Genomic DNA, 16,190 nt, shown 5'->3' on the forward strand with positions numbered 1-16,190 from the left:
CATGGCCGAAGAACAGCAGCTCCCGATGGAAGAGCCGCAGCCGACAGCGGAAGCCATCAAGCAGCGCAGGAAGCGCGAGAAGGCAGCAGCCAAGGACGCTGCATTGGGCGTCGAGAAGTTTACGGTTGAGGTGGCCGGAGTGTTCAAGCCCGACCTCAAGCGGGTCATGAAGGCCCACGGCATCAACAACCAGCAGGAGGTTTACCAGCTGCTGCTGATGAACCTAATCGCCGGCGACTTCGATACCCAGGCCAAGATGCTTTGCTGTGTCACGACACCTTTTGTTGTTACTGAAAAGGTGTCTCGACTCATTCGGGCTGCTGGCTTGAAACGGATTTCCGAAGATCCAGGTGAACCTGAGGATCAGATAATTGATCCTTGGGTCAGCGCATCATGACGTGCACTTCGTAACCTTTTCCGGTCGGCCAATCCTCCCGCACTACTTCTACTACGCCGCTCCCTACCTTCGCAGACCCATGCTCGCCGCGCTTGATCAGTGTCACAACGGAATCAGGCAGGCCTGCACCCAGTGCTCGCTCCGACAGTTTTTTTGAGGCGGCGATAAGCGCTGCGGTTGCTTTACTGGGTTGGCGAGGCTGGTTGTAGTTCAGGACCAACTTCACTTCCATCACATACTGGCTAACCCCGGTGACGTAATAGGCTAGGTTGTTCGCCAGATCATTGCTTGTTCCGATGTTCTTGTAATCACTCGCGCATCCAGCGGAGCCATCGCCGTAGTCGTCGACCCATTTTCGCCCTTTGAGTCCGGCGTCAGAAAGCAATGAACAAACTTTTGCAGGCACGGGATCGAGGATTTCCGCCGCCGCCGAATTTGCCAGAGTCACGGCAGCTATAAGTAACAGCAATTTTTTCAAAGGCTTCTCCCTGACCGGCTCCATGCCGGGCCGAACACAAATACCCCACTTCTAAGAATCACGCCAGCCGGCGAGGATCCCCTATGTCCGCACAACTACCAAGAATCGTTTGCCAGTTCAGTTGCGGCGCCGCCTCGGCGGTGGCTACCAGGCTGGCGCTGGCGCAATACGGCGCGACGCACGACGTGCAGATCATCAATGCGTTTCTGGCAAACGAGCATGAAGACAACCGGCGGTTCTTGCTGGACTGCCAGAAGTGGTTCGGTCAGGAAGTCGTGCAGCTGCGCGACGAAAAGTACGGCGCAGACATCATTCAAGTTTTCCGGCGCGAGCGTTTCATGAAGGGCCGCACCGGTGCTCCCTGCACCAAGTTACTGAAACGCCGTCTGCTAGATGCATGGAAACAACCGGGCGACATCATGGTGTTCGGCTACACCGCCGAAGAGGTTGACCGCCTGGATGACTTCCGGGATCGAAACCCTGATCGTCCTGTTATTGCCCCGCTGATTGATGCGGGTCTCGGTAAGGATGATTGCAAGGCGATGATCCTGCGCGCCGGGATAGAGCTACCCTATATGTACCTTAAGGGATATGACAACGCTAACTGCATCGGCTGCGTAAAGGGTGGCGAGGGCTATTACCGGGCGATTCGCGAGGACTTCCCTGAGCAGTTCGAAGAGCTTTGCAAGGTTCAAGACGAGCTTGGCCCAGGCAGCTACCTGCACCGTAACCGCAAAACGAACGAGCGGTTTTCGTTGCGCGACCTTGGCGATGGCCCTGTACGTCGCAACGAAAAACTTCCAGCCTGCTCTTTCTTTTGTGAGATTGCAGAATCGGAACTAAATCAGTCATTCGTCTAAACTATCGACCTCCTCACCATTACCATACTTTTCCTCGCCAGTTGGCATTGGAGCACCTCTATTAGAAGCCTTATGGCAAATTCGGCTGGCGACTATCAGCAAATCTCTAGCCTCGTCGATAGATGTGGCAATCTGCCCATGCCAGAACACCTTCTGCATCATCGGAACGTTCTCCCATCCAACTGAATTTATTCTATCCACCAAAACATCGATACTTTCAATACAGCTCAGAGCTCTCGCTATTCGATGAGCACAGTTCTGTTCCAGACATGCCATTCGCACAAGACTCTCATGCGCGATGCTGCTTGCTAGCCGACCAAGAAAAACTAATTTCTCTAGCAAGTCCACTTTGACGTCATGATTTTCCTTAAATAAAAACGTGGCCTGAATCGAGTCTAGTTCTCTAACAAGAGATTGGAGAAGCGGAGAGACCCGGGCGGCCTCCAATTCCGCTATTACAACATCAGATTTAATCATCCGATTTTCTGTTTTGTGAGAAATCAACATTGCAACGGCAACAGCGCCCACAGTTCCAACAGCTGAAAAAAAGCTCAGCATTAATGTAAGAAATTGGCTATCTAGTGCCTTATCAAAAATCTGGAAGAAAATTCCACCGGCAACAAATAGACCAAAGCAACCGCCAAAAACGACTCTGTCGATTTTCATAAATAACTCATCTATTTTCGCCGAACTATACCCGCGAGATATCCCTATGCCCACAGAAAACCTACAGGGCTGCGCCAGCAATCAGCGTTGACCCGACCTCACGCCCAGCAACTTGCGCCAGGCCACGGTCGACATAGGTTCGGTCACCCGCAACAACCGGCACCACCACTTCACCACCACGCTTTATCTCGACGTTGATACGCCAGGTCTCCCGGCCCTCATCGTCCTTGTCGCATTCCATGTAGTTCCAAACCTGAAAGCCTTCGATCTCATCGTAAATATCGTGCTTGGTCATGGTCCAGCCCATTTATAGGAAGGGGCCATCGTAGCACCACACCCCGGGCATGGCCCGGCAAGGACTCCCCATGCCTACAGAAAACAAAATCGCCGCACCGCTCATGGTCGAACGCTCGACAGTCACAAAGCTGGTCATCACCGGCGCGTCGCGGCTGGACCCGATCACCGTCTTCCTCGAGGACTTCGGCCGGCGCGACTGCCCGACCGAATCCGATCCGAACTACCAGACAGCCCAGGGCAAGATCACCATCAACTGCTGGGACAACAGTTGGAATGCGTACTGGGGTGGTATGGGCCCGCGCACCGTCGCCGAGTTCGTCACGAACTGCGGTTGGGACTATGTGCTGAATTGCCTGGATCGCGGGATCAGCCCCGCCGTGTTCAGCGGAGACGCGCTGCACGCCCTGGCCCAGAAGTGCATCGTCCAGCGCCGCCGGCAACAGACCGGGCGTCATGACTGGGAGCTGGGCGAGCTGAGCAAGGATGAGGCGCGCGAGCTTTGGCACGACATCGACTCATTGCGCAGTATCGAGAGCCCGAACGAATGCTGGCACCAGAGCAGATTGTTGACCGAGCTGTTCGGTGAGGAATGGCACTACCCGCTCGACGGCAAGGCTGTTGAAGAAAACCACAAGTTCACGTACCTGCGCCGCGTTGTTGAAGCGGTGCAGCATGCGCTACGCCAGGAACAAAAGCAGGAGGCAGCATGATCAATCTCTTCTGGCGAATCATCGCCAAGCTCTTGGCCCGCCCGGCCATTGCCGACTGGCTCATTGCCCGCGCCAAGCTCACCCCGTACCAGCACATCATGTCCGCCGACGGCACCGAGATGTACATGGGCCGCTGGTGGCTGTTCAACCCGTACAGCAGGGAGACGCATAAGCCGGCGCTATGGTGGTGCCCGTGGTCGTTCCGCATTCACCACATCATGCGTCCGGATGAAGATCGGGATCTGCACGATCACCCTTGGAACGCCCGGACGATCATCCTGCGCGGTTGTTACACGGAGCAGCGCCTGCTCAATCACGACGACCCGGCGCTGCTCGGACTAAATGTCCCGGCCAGCGCCCAAGCCACCGAATACATCGACCGCCAACCGGGTGACACCGCGCAACTGCTGCACGGCGAATACCACCGGATCGACAAGGTTTTCCACGAAGGCGTCGTCACCCTCTTCATCACCAGCAAGTGGCGCGGTGACTGGGGATTCCTCGTAAACGGCGTGAAGGTGCCTTGGCGCACCTACACCAATTCGGATAACTGACGGGAGCGCGCTGCATGAGCAGTCAATGGAAACTGGTGCCGGTTGAACCTACGCAATCGATTCTTGATGCGATGACGACCGAGCGGAAGAAAGGAAATGGGGTCTTGCAGATGTGGTTCGAGGCCATGGCCGCTGCTCCCGCGCCGCCGATTCCAGCCGACAGCGTCGACTTCGGGATCGATGAACGATCTGTTCGCGTTTCGCAGGAGGCTTACTCAATCTTCCTGGCGCGTGAAGCGGCGGGCCGGGAAAAGATCGAGGCCCTGCAGCAGCGCCTGAACGCAGCGGATCAGCGGATTGATGAGCTGTCGCAAGACAAGACCCGACTCGATGCACTCGAATCGAACTGCTGGGATGTTCGCTTCGACAGCAGCCCCAACGGTGATGCCGGCGACAGCAGCATCAACATCGAGATAGTCGGCCACTGGATGGATAAGCCGACTGAGCGTGTGATCGGTGAGGACTACAGCGAGAACCTTCGCGCCGCCATTGACCAGGCTATGACAGCTCTGGCTTACCCACCGGCCCGACCAGAGTACCCGGAGCTGGATGAAATGCTCGAGCGCGAACATCAGATCCAGTAGGAGAACATCTGTACTCCACACGAAAAATCTTCACTGCCCCCAGAAAATCCTGATTCCAGCCCCTCCCCCTCACTTTTCATTAACTCAAAGTCAGCCGCTACACGATCGAAGAGTACTCGCCCCTACGTCAGTCGCCAGCTTCCGAGCCCGACCTACGCCCCAAGCCATAACTCTTGTCATTGATTCTCGAGGGTGAGAATCGTCAGCCTCTTCATACAGCGCCATGCCATCGGCAGCGTAAATCCCGATGAACATCTCAGTGGTTCCGGCGCGCGAAAGCCTGACTTGCACGTCAATGTAAGTCCCATCACGGAGGATTTCATCGTGAGTTCTGCTGTGCAGCGCAGGATCTGCCCACTTCCAAAATACATCGCCTCGAAGCCTCATAAGTTCTCCCGCCCGCTTCTTGTGAATGTAAACAAACTCCCAAAATTAGACCCATTCGAACGAAGTTCAACTGTGCCGAAAAGGAATCGGACAACTGGTTTGAACAGCTGTACGAATTCAAATTTGATGTACAACTTTTCGCCGCTATAGCGGCAAAGGACGAAGTCATGACCCCTGAAAACCAAAACCCTATGTTCGAACTGGATGGCTCTCAACCTGCGCGTCCAGATCTGCGCTGCTTCAGCGTCGGCGATAACGATTGGGTTGCTGCTACCAGCGAAGAGGAAGCCCGCCGCCTCCTGGCAGAAATGAACGGTGATGACCCTGCCGAATACGCAGATTGGGATGTCGAGCTGACCAGCGAAACCATGCTTGATCGGCAGTGGACCGATGAAGACCCGCCGCACGCCGAATGCGGCTGTCTACGCGATTGGCTGGCTGAAGCAACTGAGCCCACCTACCTGATGGGTACGGAGTGACGCCATGATGCTAAAAGCCGCAGCCATGAGCGCCTGCCTCTGGGGCGCTCTCTACCTCTCTGTTGCAGCGGTGTACTCATGAACGAACAGATGCGTGAAGAGTTTGAGGCGTGGGTGCTGAGTGAATATCCCAACCAGCGCATGAGCAAGTTTGCTGATGGCGAGTACCACAGCACCACGATTCAGCACTGTTGGCTGTCATGGCAGGCGGCGCGCGCCACCCGAGAGATTCCGGCTTGCGACGCCGCCCTGGACCCGGTCGCCCTAGCGCTGATGCAAGACCTCGCATCGCACAAGCGCATGCTTCTGGCGGCCGTTTGCGACCTTGGCGCGATTGGCGAAGCGCTCAAGTCCGACATGGACGCCGACGGCGATGAGTTGCTTGGCATGGTCATCGACCTGAAAGCACAAAACACCCGGATGCTGGGGTGGCTCCAAGACATTAGCCGTACCTCCGGCGACAAAGGGGCGGTCATGGGTGCGCGCCAGCTGCTCAAGGAGTTCGGCCAATGATCATCCCAGTCTATGCCCTCGCCTACATGGCCTGGCTCATCTACTCGGGGCCACGGCGATGAGCGACTACATCTACGACGTACGCCAAGTCGCGCGCGATTCGGACCGATCCCTGATCTGCCGCTGCCCGCACTGCCAAGAGATCATTGGCATCGAAGGTGATGACCTCGAAGACGTACAAGGCGAGCAGTTTAAATGCCGCTGCAGCGGCTGGCTCCAAATCGATTACGACGCTATTCGCGTTCACCCGGACAAATTGGCGCCCAACAAAGGCGTTCCTGACGAAAACGAATAACCCATCACCACCTTCTGCCGCCACGCGCGGCATGGAGACAGCTATGTCAAATCGAAGCGCGGCCCAGGTCGCGCCCATCCTCCCGCGCTTCATTCGCGCCGGCGAGGCATACGGCTATCTCGGCATGTGCCGGGACGAATTCAACAAGACGGTCCGGCCCAACGTTCGGGAATTCCCGATCGGGAAACAGGGCGTCGGCTTCGACCGGATCGAGCTGGACCAGTGGGCAGACGCCTATGTCGAGTCCATGGCAATTGAAAAAGCGGCCAATCAGGACAACAATCAGCCCCGCAGTGGGCGCCAAGGAGTCAATAAATGGCGCGAAAAACAATCTCCGGCCTCTACGAGAGGAACGGGATTTGGCACATCGACAAAGTCGTCCGAGGTCAGCGACTTCAAGAAAGCACTGGATCAAGCGAGAGGGAAGAAGCCGAGCAGTACTTGATCCACCGCCTGGAAAAGCTCAGGCAGGAGAAAGTCTACGGAGTGCGCCAGGTTCGCACCTGGCGCGAGGCAGCGACTCGGTTCTTGGTGGAATTCAAGGATCAGGCATCTATCAGCTTGTCCGCATCGCACATTGAACAGCTGGACCCGTATATCGGTGATCTGCCGATCACTCATATAGACGACGGGACCTTGGCTGCATTTAAGCGAGACCGGCAGCAACCTACAACGACAAATAGCGGGAAGGTGAAGCCAGGCGTATCGAACCGGACGGTAAACATCGCCTTGCAGCGTGTCGTTCGGATCTTGAACCTGTGCCACAGGAAGTGGCGAGATGCAGAGAAGCGGCCGTGGCTGGATAGCGTGCCGATGATCTCGATGCTGGAGGAAAGGAAGTCGAGCAGAAAGCCCTACCCAATGTCGTGGGCAGAGCAGTCGACGCTGTTCTCTGAGATCCCCGATCACCTATTGAGGATGTCGCTTTACAAGGTGAATACAGGTTCGCGGGAACAGGAAGTTTGCAAGCTGCAATGGGATTGGGAGATTCGAGTTCCGGAGCTGGAAGCGAGTGTGTTCCTGATTCCCGCTGACTTCGGCGGGAGGAATGAAAAGTCCGGCGTGAAGAATGGTGACGAGAGGCTGGTGGTGCTGAACAAGGTGGCGATGTCGGTCATCGACGGACAGCGCGGTCTGCATCCGACCTACGTCTTCCCGTACGGGCAGACGGACGAGCGCGGACCAACCGCGATGCACCGGATGAATGACACAGCGTGGAAGAAGGCCAGGGTGAGAGCGGCGGCGAAATGGGAAGCGGAACACAAATCACCGGCTCACCCCGGATTCAGATCGATCAGAGTTCACGACCTTAAGCACACCTTTGGCAGAAGGCTTCGTGCGGCGGGCGTGACACTGGAAGATCGGAAGGCGCTCTTGGGGCACAAGAATGGTAGCGTTACGAGCCACTATTCTACAGCAGAGCTAGAGCAGCTGATTACAGAGGCGAACAAAGTGTCAGCTACCGATTCTCGCGGACCGGCATTGACCATCCTGAGGAGGAAAACTGCATGAACCCCCGCAAAAGTCCCTACGCATGAAAAAGGCCAATGCGCGAACATTGGCCTAAGTCATTGAAAAATATGGTCGGGACGGAGTGATTCGAACACTCGACCCCTAGCACCCCATGCTAGTGCGCTACCGGACTGCGCTACGCCCCGACTGGTTCTGCATCTCGTTCTTCACCTCGAAGAACGCTCAGGAATATATCGCAAGCATTTGAAAACTGGAAGTATTCAAACGCAGCTTTTTATTTCTTGAGTACCACCAGCACATCTTCGAGTTCGGCGATCATCTGGCGGATCATTTGCTTGTATTGGGTGGTGTCATCTTTGGCTTCATCGCCGGACAGACGCAAGCGTGCGCCGCCAATGGTGAACCCCTGATCGTAAAGGAGCGCGCGGATCTGCCGGATCATCAGCACGTCTTGTCGCTGATAATACCGGCGGTTTCCGCGGCGTTTGACGGGGTTGAGCTGAGGAAACTCCTGCTCCCAGTAGCGCAGCACGTGTGGCTTTACGGCACACAGCTCGCTGACTTCACCGATGGTGAAGTAGCGTTTGCCCGGGATGACGGGTAGTTCGTCGTTATGACTTGGTTCCAGCATAAGCCTCAACTCGGGCCTTCAACTTCTGCCCTGGACGAAAGGTGACCACACGGCGAGCCGTGATCGGGATTTCTTCCCCCGTTTTCGGGTTGCGGCCAGGCCGCTGGCGTTTGTCCCGAAGGTCGAAATTGCCGAAACCGGACAATTTGACCTGCTCGTTGTCTTCAAGAGCGTGCCTGATTTCCTCGAAAAACAGTTCCACCAATTCCTTGGCTTCCCGCTTGTTCAGGCCCAGCTCTTCATATAGACGTTCCGCCATCTCAGCTTTCGTCAAAGCCCCCATACGTCACTTCCTTAACGTGGCGTTCAACCTTTGTTCGAGCGAGGTGAGGATATTTTGCGTCGTCGAATTCACCTCATCGTCATTAAGAGTGCGCGATGGATGCTGCCAGGTCAAGCCAACTGCAAGGCTTTTTCTATCAGGATCAATACCTTTACCCTGATATACGTCAAACAGCCTGAGATCTGTGAGCCATTCGCCTGCATTTTCACGGATTACGTCCAGTACAGCCGAGGCTGCAACGTCTTTGTGCGCGATCAGTGCAAGGTCACGACGCACTTCAGGAAAGCGCGACAACTCGTGGAACTTCGGCATTTTACCGAGTGCCACTTCAGCCAGAACCAGTTCGAAAACGAAGACCGGACGGTCCAGACCCAGCGCTTTCGACAATTCCGGGTGGATGGCGCCGATGAAACCGACTTCACGCCCTTCCCGTTCAATGCGCGCGGTTTGACCCGGGTGCAGCGCCGGGTGTTTGCCCGGAGCGAAAGTGAACGAATCCAGTGCACCGGCGAAGCCCAGCACTGCTTCCACGTCAGCCTTGACGTCGAAGAAGTCGATGGTGTCGCGACCTTGCGCCCAGCCTTCCGGCAGACGGCTACCGCAGACAACACCGGACAGCATCGGCTCTTGCTTCAGACCTTCGAGCTGACCGACGAAGCGCAGGCCGCTTTCGAACAGCCGCACGCGATCTTGCTGGCGGTTCAGGTTGTGCTGCAGGGCCTTGACCAGACCTGGCCACAACGAAGAACGCATGGCAGCCATGTCGTTGGAGATCGGATTGGCCAGCAACAGCGGCTCGACGCCCGGGTTGAACAGTTCGAACTGCCTTGGATCGATGAAGCTGTAAGTGATTGCTTCCTGATAACCACGTGCGACCAGCAAGCGGCGCAGTTCCGGCAGATCGCTACGCGCTTCAGCCTTGGCTTGTGGCGCCAGACGCGCTTGCGGGTAACGAACCGGCAAACGGTTGTAACCGTACAGACGGGCCAGCTCTTCGATGAGATCAACTTCCAGGCTGATGTCGAAGCGATGGCTTGGCACTTCTACGCGCCACTGCCCTGCTCCATCAGCAGTAATGTTCAGCCCCAAGCCGCTGAGCAGACGTTCGACCTGTGCCGAATCCATTTCCATGCCGAGCATCTGGGTGATGCGCTGCGCACGCAAGGTGATCGGCGCGATCGACGGCAGATGCTGGTCGCTGACGGTCTCGATGATCGGGCCGGCTTCACCGCCAGTGATTTCCAGCAGCAGGCCAGTGGCACGCTCCATGGCTTCACGGGCCAGCTGCCAGTCGACGCCACGCTCGTAGCGATGCGACGCGTCGGTGTGCAGGCCGTATGAACGAGCCTTGCCAGCGACGGCGATCTGATCAAAGAACGCGGATTCAAGGAATACATCGCGAGTGGTCGAAGAGACACCGCTGTGTTCGCCACCCATCACACCGGCAATTGCCAGAGCACGCGTGTGGTCGGCGATCACCAGCGTATCGCTACGCAGGCTGACTTCCTGACCATCGAGCAGCACCAGCTTCTCGCCCTCTTCGGCCATGCGCACGCGGATGCCGCCATTGATCTCGGCGAGATCGAATGCGTGCAGCGGCTGGCCCAGCTCAAGCATTACGTAGTTGGTGATATCGACGGCGGCGTCGATGCTGCGCACGTCAGCGCGACGCAGACGTTCAACCATCCACAGCGGCGTTGGCTTGGACAGATCGACGTTACGAATCACACGCCCCAGATAACGCGGGCATGCGGCCGGCGCCAGCACTTCTACCGAACGCACTTCGTCGTGCACGGCAGGAACAGCAAGCACCGCTGGACGGGTGACCGGAGCGGCATACAGCGCGCCAACTTCACGGGCCAGACCAGCCAGGGACAGGCAGTCGCCACGGTTCGGGGTCAGATCGACCTCGATGCTGGCGTCTTCCAGATCCAGATACACACGGAAATCTTCACCCACCGGGGCATCAGCCGGCAGTTCCATCAGGCCGTCGTTGCCTTCACCGACTTGCAATTCGGCTTGCGAGCACAGCATGCCGTTGGACTCGACGCCACGCAGCTTGGCCTTCTTGATCTTGAAGTCGCCCGGCAGCTCGGCACCAATCATGGCGAACGGAATCTTCAGGCCCGGGCGCACGTTTGGCGCACCGCAAACAACCTGAAAGGTTTCCGCGCCGTTGCTGACCTGGCAAACGCGCAATTTGTCGGCATCAGGGTGTTGCTCGGTGCTCAACACCTCGCCCACGACCACGCCACTGAATACGCCGGCGGCCGGCGTAACGCTATCGACCTCAAGACCGGCCATCGACAGACGAGCAACCAGCTCGTCACGATCTACCTGCGGGCTAACCCAGCCACGCAGCCATTGTTCACTGAATTTCATCCTGCTCTCCTAAGAATTCGTTACGACTAGCGAAATTGCGCGAGGAACCGCAAGTCGTTGTCGAAGAACAGACGCAAGTCGTTCACGCCGTAACGGAGCATGGCCAGACGCTCGACGCCCATGCCGAAGGCAAAGCCGGAGAACTCTTCCGGGTCGATGCCGGACATACGCAACACGTTCGGATGAACCATGCCGCAGCCCATCACTTCCAGCCAGCCAGTCTGCTTGCAGACACGGCAGCCTTTACCGCTGCACATCACGCATTCCATGTCGACTTCAGCGGATGGCTCGGTGAACGGGAAGTACGAAGGACGGAAACGTACGGCCAGCTCTTTCTCGAAAAACACCCTCAGGAATTCTTCGATGGTGCCTTTGAGATCGGCAAAATTGATGTCGCGATCGACCAGCAGGCCTTCGACCTGGTGGAACATCGGCGAGTGGGTGATATCGGAGTCGCTACGGTACACACGGCCTGGGCAGACAATGCGGATCGGCGGCTGCTTCGATTCCATGGTGCGGACCTGTACCGGCGAGGTATGAGTGCGCAGCAACATGTTGGCGTTGAAATAGAAGGTGTCATGCATCGACCGGGCCGGGTGATGGCCTGGGATGTTGAGCGCTTCAAAGTTGTGGTAATCGTCTTCGACCTCAGGGCCTTCGGCAATGCCGTAGCCGATGCGAGTGAAGAACTGTTCAACACGTTCCAGAGTCCGGGTAACGGGATGCAGACCACCAGAGGTCTGGCCTCGGCCCGGCAGCGTCACGTCAATGGACTCGGCAGACAGCTTGGCAGCCAGTTCGGCTTCTTCAAACAGGGCCATGCGCGCATTGAGAACGCCTGTAACACGCTCCTTGGCAACGTTGATCAGGGCGCCGACTTGCGGACGCTCTTCTGCCGGCAAATTCCCCAGGGTCTTCATCACCTGAGTCAATTCACCCTTTTTGCCAAGGTATTGAACCCGGATTTGCTCCAGGGCATTGATATCTTCAGCGCTTTGCACAGCCTCTAGTGCTTGAGAGACCAGCGCATCCAGGTTTTCCATGTACAGACTCCAGATACAAAATAGGGGAAGAGCTTGAAGGCTCTTCCCCTATTTAAGACGTTTACCACCTGGCCCCACGAAAGTGAGGCCGGGTGATTGTCGGGGGTACTTAAGCCAAGGTGGCTTTAGCTTTCTCGACAATCGCAGCAAACACCGCTTTTTCGTTCACTGCCAGATCAGCCAGAACCTTACGGTCGATCTCGATGGACGCTTTTTTCAGGCCAGCGATGAAACGGCTGTAGGACAGACCGTTAACACGAGCACCAGCATTGATACGAGCGATCCACAGAGCGCGGAACTGACGTTTTTTCTGACGACGGTCACGGTAGGCGTATTGGCCAGCCTTGATAACCGCTTGCTTGGCAACACGGAATACGCGCGAACGTGCACCGTAGTAGCCTTTAGCAAGTTTCAGAATTTTCTTGTGGCGCTTACGCGCCATGACGCCACGCTTTACACGAGCCATGAGTTACTTCCTCTATTCTTGACTAAAATTAACGAAGGCGCAGCATGCGCTCGACTTTTGCGACGTCCGACGGATGCAGCAAGCTGCTACCGCGCAGTTGACGCTTACGCTTGGTCGACATTTTAGTCAGGATGTGGCTCTTGAAAGCGTGCTTGTGCTTGATACCGTTAGCAGTTTTCAGAAACCGCTTAGCAGCACCACTTTTAGTTTTCATCTTTGGCATGTTCGGTACTCCGCATTCAGTTGATAAACATAATCAGAAGGCCTGCCGTGCCCTATTGATTACTTCTTCTTTTTCGGGGCGATGACCATGATCAGTTGGCGTCCTTCCATCTTAGGATGCTGTTCGACCGAACCGTACTCGAGCAAGTCACCTTCAACTCGCTTGAGGAGTTCCATCCCCAGCTCCTGGTGGGCCATCTCACGGCCGCGGAATCGCAAGGATACCTTGGCCCTGTCCCCATCACTCAGGAAACGTACCAGGTTGCGCAGTTTTACCTGGTAATCCCCTTCCTCCGTCCCTGGACGAAACTTGATTTCTTTAACCTGAATCTGCTTCTGGTTTTTCTTGGCTGCGGCAACCTGCTTCTTCTTCTCGAAGATCGATTTGCCGTAGTCCATCAGTTTGCAAACAGGGGGTACTGCATCGGCGGAAATTTCCACCAAATCCAGTTTGGCCTCTTCAGCCTTAAGAAGCGCGTCTTCAATTGACACAATCCCAAGCTGTTCACCTTCAGCCCCAATTAACCGAACCTCGCGTGCCGAGATATTCTCGTTGATCGGGGCTTTCGGTGCAGCTCGTTTATCTTGTCTCATTTCACGCTTAATAGTAATTACTCCGAATCTGGGCGACCACGCCGGGAAACCGCTTGCGCGAGAAACTCAGCGAACTGGGCGACGGGCATCGAGCCCAGGTCAGCACCTTCACGAGTACGCACAGCGACAGTCTGCATCTCGACTTCCCGATCCCCAATAACCAAGAGATAGGGAACCTTGAGCAAAGTATGCTCACGGATTTTAAAGCCGATCTTTTCATTTCTCAAGTCAGACTTGGCACGAAAACCGCTTTCGTTGAGAGTTTTTTCAACCTCGGCGGCAAAATCGGCCTGTTTGTCAGTGATGTTCATGATCACTGCCTGGGTCGGAGCCAGCCACGCAGGGAATGCACCCTCGTAGTGCTCGATCAGGATTCCGACGAATCTTTCGAAGGATCCAAGGATCGCCCGGTGCAACATTACCGGGTGCTTGCGACTGTTGTCTTCGGAGACGTATTCGGCTCCCAGACGGATAGGCAGGTTAAAATCGAGCTGCAGAGTACCACACTGCCAGACACGGCCAAGGCAATCTTTGAGCGAGAACTCGATCTTCGGACCGTAGAACGCGCCCTCACCCGGCTGCAGATCGTACGCAAGACCCGCACTGTCAAGGGCTGCGGCCAATGCGGCTTCTGCGCGATCCCACAATTCGTCGGAGCCAACGCGTTTTTCCGGACGAGTGGACAGCTTCATTTCGACATCGGTGAAGCCGAAGTCGCGATAAACGTCCATGGTCAGCTTGATAAACGCAGCAGACTCGGCCTGCATTTGCTCTTCGGTGCAGAAGATGTGGGCATCGTCCTGAGTAAACGCACGCACACGCATGATGCCGTGCAGCGCACCCGATGGCTCGTTACGGTGGCAAGCACCGAATTCGGCCAGACGCATCGGCAGTTCGCGGTAGCTTTTCAGGCCTTGATTGAACACCTGCACGTGGCACGGGCAGTTCATCGGCTTGATGGCGTAGTCACGGTTTTCCGACTGAGTGGTGAACATGTTGTCGGCGTAGTTGGCCCAATGCCCGGATTTCTCCCACAGGCTGCGGTCAACGACTTGTGGCGTCTTGATCTCAAGATAGCCGTTGTCACGCTGCACCTTGCGCATGTACTGCTCGAGCACCTGGTACAGAGTCCAGCCGTTCGGGTGCCAGAACACCATGCCCGGGGACTCTTCCTGAGTGTGGAAAAGGCCCAAGCGCTTGCCGATCTTGCGGTGATCGCGCTTTTCGGCTTCCTCGATACGCTGGATGTAGGCTGCCAACTGCTTCTTGTCAGCCCAAGCAGTGCCGTAAACGCGCTGCAATTGCTCGTTTTTGGCATCGCCGCGCCAGTAAGCGCCGGACAGCTTGGTCAGTTTGAAGGACTTCAGAAAACGTGTGTTCGGCACGTGAGGGCCGCGACACATGTCGACGTATTCTTCGTGATAGTACAAACCCATGGCCTGCTCGTTCGGCATGTCTTCGACCAGGCGCAGCTTGTAGTCTTCGCCCCGAGCCTTGAACACTTCGATCACTTCAGCGCGCGGAGTGACTTTCTTGATGACGTCGTAATCTTTTTCGATCAACTGCTGCATGCGCTGCTCGATGGCAGCCATGTCGTCCGGAGTAAAAGGACGTTCGAAGGCGATGTCGTAATAGAAGCCTTCGTCAATAACCGGGCCGATGACCATTTTAGCCGTCGGATACAGCTGCTTGACCGCATGACCTACCAGGTGGGCGCAAGAGTGGCGAATGATCTCCAGCCCCTCTTCATCCTTTGGCGTGATGATTTGCAGCGTCGAATCGCTGTCGATGATGTCACTGGCGTCGACCAGTTGGCCATTGACCTTGCCGGCCACAGTGGCCTTGGCCAGACCAGCACCAATGGATGCGGCGACCTCGGCTACGGAAACCGGGTGATCGAATGAACGTTGACTGCCGTCGGGAAGAGTAATAGTTGGCATGGCGCCTCCTCTCCTAGTGGTGACCCCTACCAAAGGTCACGTGGGTTGGGATGAGCCAGTACAAGATCCGATCCAGGCCATTCAATGACGAACGCCTGCCTTACAGCGGCAGGAGCCTTGCGGCCAACCGGAAACCGAACCAGAGTGACTGGGATTCAAATCGGGATTTTCGTACGCTGCCGCTGCCGGGACTAGAGGTCATCCGGAGCCTGCAAACGCCCGAGTCGGGCATGCTAGCACAGATGAACGGTCGCCGATGTACTCTCGCCTTGCCGTGAGGCAAATCGTCCGTTTTATGCCAGAGTGCTGAACTTGATTGGCCATTCAGCCATCAGATAACAAGACATTGACCCACAAGGAGCATCCTCACATGCGTCTGAATACCCTGTTCGCGGTAGTCGCCCCTATTGTTCTGCTGCTGCCGTTGAGCGCTCACGCAGACTGGCCAAAGGGTGAACGTGATAAATACATGGCGCAATGCTCGCAGGCCGCAACGCCTCAGATCGGCGCTGCAGCGGCGAAGGCTCACTGCGCGTGCGGCGCTGATGCAATCAAGTCTTATCCCGCTAGCGACATTCAGGCTTTGATGGACAACAAGGCAACGCCTGAATTGCAACAGAAAGCACTGGGCCAGATTGCCAAATGCAAGGCCAACACCCCGGCGAAAAAGTGACAAAAAATTCATTTTGAGCAGGCTGAAACCTGAGAAATGGCTCTGGTTTTGAGCTTTTCTGACCGATTTATGCAGGTTTTACAGGTTTTTTTATAGTCTTTACTTTCGACTAAAAGCCTTTAAATCCGGGGCTTTGAGCCGAAACAGGCAGTAAAGAAAACGCGACTGGTAGGCAAACAGCACGTCCGGGGGGTTACAAAGCGAACATTTCGACTATGATATCCCGGTGTGCCCAGTTGGCCTGAGCAGCACAGTACTGAAAA

At 56.1% G+C, this 16,190-nt stretch carries 23 protein-coding genes and 1 tRNA gene; 11 read left to right on the forward strand and 13 right to left on the reverse strand.

Annotated elements, in window-relative coordinates; translation table 11 throughout:
• Position 1 precedes the first annotated feature (1 nt).
• Complete coding sequence (locus AB4P92_RS05270; protein ID WP_395599048.1) at positions 2 to 397, forward strand: hypothetical protein; 396 nt, start codon at positions 2 to 4, stop codon at positions 395 to 397.
• Here AB4P92_RS05270 and AB4P92_RS05275 read toward each other — a convergent pair.
• The gene (locus tag AB4P92_RS05275; RefSeq protein WP_395599049.1) at positions 384 to 875 is read right to left on the reverse strand and encodes a hypothetical protein; all 492 of its coding nucleotides are present in this window, start codon (positions 873 to 875) and stop codon (positions 384 to 386) included. The two genes, AB4P92_RS05270 and AB4P92_RS05275, sit on opposite strands and share 14 nt — an antisense overlap.
• Positions 876 to 958: 83 nt before the next feature.
• Between AB4P92_RS05275 and AB4P92_RS05280 the strand changes: the two genes are divergently transcribed.
• Positions 959 to 1,735, forward strand: coding sequence for a hypothetical protein (locus AB4P92_RS05280; RefSeq protein ID WP_395599050.1), 777 nt, complete (start codon positions 959 to 961; stop codon positions 1,733 to 1,735).
• Here AB4P92_RS05280 and AB4P92_RS05285 read toward each other — a convergent pair.
• Entirely contained in the window at positions 1,724 to 2,401 is a 678-nt protein-coding gene (locus AB4P92_RS05285; RefSeq protein WP_395599051.1) for a hypothetical protein, read from the reverse strand. The two genes, AB4P92_RS05280 and AB4P92_RS05285, sit on opposite strands and share 12 nt — an antisense overlap.
• Positions 2,402 to 2,462: 61 nt before the next feature.
• A complete protein-coding gene (locus tag AB4P92_RS05290; protein ID WP_395599052.1) occupies positions 2,463 to 2,696 on the reverse strand; it encodes a hypothetical protein in 234 nt (77 codons plus the stop codon).
• Positions 2,697 to 2,766: 70 nt separating this feature from the next.
• On the opposite strand from AB4P92_RS05290, the gene AB4P92_RS05295 reads away from it, so the two are divergent.
• From AB4P92_RS05295 to AB4P92_RS05305, 3 genes are read left to right on the forward strand one after another with little or no spacing between them, the layout of a single operon-like run.
• A complete protein-coding gene (locus tag AB4P92_RS05295; protein WP_395599053.1) occupies positions 2,767 to 3,408 on the forward strand; it encodes a hypothetical protein in 642 nt (213 codons plus the stop codon).
• Positions 3,405 to 3,962 (forward strand): hypothetical protein, encoded by a 558-nt coding sequence (locus AB4P92_RS05300; protein WP_395599054.1) that lies wholly within the window; start codon positions 3,405 to 3,407, stop codon positions 3,960 to 3,962. The genes AB4P92_RS05295 and AB4P92_RS05300 overlap by 4 nt, the downstream gene beginning before the upstream one ends.
• Positions 3,963 to 3,976: 14 nt before the next feature.
• Complete coding sequence (locus AB4P92_RS05305; RefSeq protein WP_395598568.1) at positions 3,977 to 4,546, forward strand: hypothetical protein; 570 nt, start codon at positions 3,977 to 3,979, stop codon at positions 4,544 to 4,546.
• 90 nt (positions 4,547 to 4,636) lie between these two features.
• On the opposite strand, the gene AB4P92_RS05310 is transcribed toward AB4P92_RS05305, so the two are convergent.
• A complete protein-coding gene (locus tag AB4P92_RS05310) occupies positions 4,637 to 4,933 on the reverse strand; it encodes a hypothetical protein (RefSeq protein WP_395598567.1) in 297 nt (98 codons plus the stop codon).
• A 167-nt stretch (positions 4,934 to 5,100) separates the two neighbouring features.
• Between AB4P92_RS05310 and AB4P92_RS05315 the strand changes: the two genes are divergently transcribed.
• The 5 genes from AB4P92_RS05315 to AB4P92_RS05335 all read left to right on the forward strand — a co-directional run bounded on the left by AB4P92_RS05315 (position 5,101) and on the right by AB4P92_RS05335 (position 7,732).
• Positions 5,101 to 5,412, forward strand: a complete 312-nt coding sequence (locus AB4P92_RS05315; RefSeq protein WP_395598566.1) for a hypothetical protein — start codon at positions 5,101 to 5,103, stop codon at positions 5,410 to 5,412.
• Positions 5,413 to 5,490: 78 nt separating this feature from the next.
• Positions 5,491 to 5,925: a hypothetical protein gene (locus tag AB4P92_RS05320; RefSeq protein WP_395599055.1), complete on the forward strand. Its 435-nt coding sequence runs from the start codon at positions 5,491 to 5,493 to the stop codon at positions 5,923 to 5,925.
• A 58-nt stretch (positions 5,926 to 5,983) separates the two neighbouring features.
• Complete coding sequence (locus tag AB4P92_RS05325; protein ID WP_395599056.1) at positions 5,984 to 6,220, forward strand: hypothetical protein; 237 nt, start codon at positions 5,984 to 5,986, stop codon at positions 6,218 to 6,220.
• Positions 6,221 to 6,263: 43 nt separating this feature from the next.
• Positions 6,264 to 6,665, forward strand: coding sequence for a hypothetical protein (locus AB4P92_RS05330; RefSeq protein WP_395599057.1), 402 nt, complete (start codon positions 6,264 to 6,266; stop codon positions 6,663 to 6,665).
• Complete coding sequence (locus AB4P92_RS05335; RefSeq protein ID WP_395599655.1) at positions 6,551 to 7,732, forward strand: tyrosine-type recombinase/integrase; 1,182 nt, start codon at positions 6,551 to 6,553, stop codon at positions 7,730 to 7,732. Before AB4P92_RS05330 ends, AB4P92_RS05335 begins: the two co-directional genes overlap by 115 nt.
• 69 nt (positions 7,733 to 7,801) lie before the next feature.
• Here AB4P92_RS05335 and AB4P92_RS05340 read toward each other — a convergent pair.
• The 9 genes from AB4P92_RS05340 to thrS all read right to left on the reverse strand — a co-directional run bounded on the left by AB4P92_RS05340 (position 7,802) and on the right by thrS (position 15,254).
• Positions 7,802 to 7,878, reverse strand: a tRNA-Pro gene (locus tag AB4P92_RS05340).
• Positions 7,879 to 7,967: 89 nt separating this feature from the next.
• Positions 7,968 to 8,324, reverse strand: a complete 357-nt coding sequence (locus AB4P92_RS05345) for a MerR family transcriptional regulator (RefSeq protein ID WP_003179985.1) — start codon at positions 8,322 to 8,324, stop codon at positions 7,968 to 7,970.
• Complete coding sequence (ihfA, locus tag AB4P92_RS05350) at positions 8,305 to 8,607, reverse strand: integration host factor subunit alpha (protein WP_002553164.1); 303 nt, start codon at positions 8,605 to 8,607, stop codon at positions 8,305 to 8,307. The genes AB4P92_RS05345 and ihfA overlap by 20 nt, the downstream gene beginning before the upstream one ends.
• Positions 8,608 to 8,610: 3 nt before the next feature.
• Positions 8,611 to 10,989, reverse strand: a complete 2,379-nt coding sequence (gene pheT / locus AB4P92_RS05355; protein WP_395599058.1) for a phenylalanine--tRNA ligase subunit beta — start codon at positions 10,987 to 10,989, stop codon at positions 8,611 to 8,613.
• 26 nt (positions 10,990 to 11,015) lie between these two features.
• The gene (gene pheS, locus AB4P92_RS05360; protein ID WP_003226365.1) at positions 11,016 to 12,032 is read right to left on the reverse strand and encodes a phenylalanine--tRNA ligase subunit alpha; all 1,017 of its coding nucleotides are present in this window, start codon (positions 12,030 to 12,032) and stop codon (positions 11,016 to 11,018) included.
• A gap of 109 nt (positions 12,033 to 12,141) precedes the next feature.
• Positions 12,142 to 12,498, reverse strand: a complete 357-nt coding sequence (gene rplT / locus AB4P92_RS05365) for a 50S ribosomal protein L20 (RefSeq protein WP_042558693.1) — start codon at positions 12,496 to 12,498, stop codon at positions 12,142 to 12,144.
• A gap of 28 nt (positions 12,499 to 12,526) precedes the next feature.
• On the reverse strand, positions 12,527 to 12,721 hold the full coding sequence (rpmI, locus tag AB4P92_RS05370; protein WP_002553160.1) for a 50S ribosomal protein L35: 195 nt from the start codon (positions 12,719 to 12,721) through the stop codon (positions 12,527 to 12,529).
• Between the two features lie 59 nt (positions 12,722 to 12,780).
• On the reverse strand, positions 12,781 to 13,332 hold the full coding sequence (gene infC / locus AB4P92_RS05375; protein WP_176469887.1) for a translation initiation factor IF-3: 552 nt from the start codon (positions 13,330 to 13,332) through the stop codon (positions 12,781 to 12,783).
• Positions 13,332 to 15,254 (reverse strand): threonine--tRNA ligase, encoded by a 1,923-nt coding sequence (gene thrS, locus AB4P92_RS05380; protein WP_042558692.1) that lies wholly within the window; start codon positions 15,252 to 15,254, stop codon positions 13,332 to 13,334. Before thrS ends, infC begins: the two co-directional genes overlap by 1 nt.
• A gap of 370 nt (positions 15,255 to 15,624) precedes the next feature.
• Here thrS and AB4P92_RS05385 point away from each other — a divergent pair, with 370 nt between their 5' ends.
• Positions 15,625 to 15,927 (forward strand): hypothetical protein, encoded by a 303-nt coding sequence (locus AB4P92_RS05385; RefSeq protein WP_042558691.1) that lies wholly within the window; start codon positions 15,625 to 15,627, stop codon positions 15,925 to 15,927.
• Positions 15,928 to 16,190: the final 263 nt, after the last annotated feature.

The sequence above is a fragment of the Pseudomonas sp. A0308 genome (assembly GCF_044218815.1).
GTDB classification, from domain to species: domain Bacteria; phylum Pseudomonadota; class Gammaproteobacteria; order Pseudomonadales; family Pseudomonadaceae; genus Aquipseudomonas; species Aquipseudomonas iridis.

What these genes read in the sequence shown, in the direction of transcription:
- AB4P92_RS05270 (WP_395599048.1), top strand. Translation starts at nt 2, where the DNA reads ATGGCCGAAGAACAGCAGCTCCCGATGGAAGAGCCGCAGCCGACAGCG.
- AB4P92_RS05280 (WP_395599050.1), top strand. Translation starts at nt 959, where the DNA reads ATGTCCGCACAACTACCAAGAATCGTTTGCCAGTTCAGTTGCGGCGCC.
- AB4P92_RS05285 (WP_395599051.1), bottom strand. Translation starts at nt 2,401, where the DNA reads ATGAAAATCGACAGAGTCGTTTTTGGCGGTTGCTTTGGTCTATTTGTT.
- AB4P92_RS05290 (WP_395599052.1), bottom strand. Translation starts at nt 2,696, where the DNA reads ATGACCAAGCACGATATTTACGATGAGATCGAAGGCTTTCAGGTTTGG.
- AB4P92_RS05295 (WP_395599053.1), top strand. Translation starts at nt 2,767, where the DNA reads ATGCCTACAGAAAACAAAATCGCCGCACCGCTCATGGTCGAACGCTCG.
- AB4P92_RS05300 (WP_395599054.1), top strand. Translation starts at nt 3,405, where the DNA reads ATGATCAATCTCTTCTGGCGAATCATCGCCAAGCTCTTGGCCCGCCCG.
- AB4P92_RS05305 (WP_395598568.1), top strand. Translation starts at nt 3,977, where the DNA reads ATGAGCAGTCAATGGAAACTGGTGCCGGTTGAACCTACGCAATCGATT.
- AB4P92_RS05310 (WP_395598567.1), bottom strand. Translation starts at nt 4,933, where the DNA reads ATGAGGCTTCGAGGCGATGTATTTTGGAAGTGGGCAGATCCTGCGCTG.
- AB4P92_RS05315 (WP_395598566.1), top strand. Translation starts at nt 5,101, where the DNA reads ATGACCCCTGAAAACCAAAACCCTATGTTCGAACTGGATGGCTCTCAA.
- AB4P92_RS05320 (WP_395599055.1), top strand. Translation starts at nt 5,491, where the DNA reads ATGAACGAACAGATGCGTGAAGAGTTTGAGGCGTGGGTGCTGAGTGAA.
- AB4P92_RS05325 (WP_395599056.1), top strand. Translation starts at nt 5,984, where the DNA reads ATGAGCGACTACATCTACGACGTACGCCAAGTCGCGCGCGATTCGGAC.
- AB4P92_RS05330 (WP_395599057.1), top strand. Translation starts at nt 6,264, where the DNA reads ATGTCAAATCGAAGCGCGGCCCAGGTCGCGCCCATCCTCCCGCGCTTC.
- AB4P92_RS05345 (WP_003179985.1), bottom strand. Translation starts at nt 8,324, where the DNA reads ATGCTGGAACCAAGTCATAACGACGAACTACCCGTCATCCCGGGCAAA.
- ihfA (WP_002553164.1), bottom strand. Translation starts at nt 8,607, where the DNA reads ATGGGGGCTTTGACGAAAGCTGAGATGGCGGAACGTCTATATGAAGAG.
- pheT (WP_395599058.1), bottom strand. Translation starts at nt 10,989, where the DNA reads ATGAAATTCAGTGAACAATGGCTGCGTGGCTGGGTTAGCCCGCAGGTA.
- pheS (WP_003226365.1), bottom strand. Translation starts at nt 12,032, where the DNA reads ATGGAAAACCTGGATGCGCTGGTCTCTCAAGCACTAGAGGCTGTGCAA.
- rplT (WP_042558693.1), bottom strand. Translation starts at nt 12,498, where the DNA reads ATGGCTCGTGTAAAGCGTGGCGTCATGGCGCGTAAGCGCCACAAGAAA.
- rpmI (WP_002553160.1), bottom strand. Translation starts at nt 12,721, where the DNA reads ATGCCAAAGATGAAAACTAAAAGTGGTGCTGCTAAGCGGTTTCTGAAA.
- thrS (WP_042558692.1), bottom strand. Translation starts at nt 15,254, where the DNA reads ATGCCAACTATTACTCTTCCCGACGGCAGTCAACGTTCATTCGATCAC.
- AB4P92_RS05385 (WP_042558691.1), top strand. Translation starts at nt 15,625, where the DNA reads ATGCGTCTGAATACCCTGTTCGCGGTAGTCGCCCCTATTGTTCTGCTG.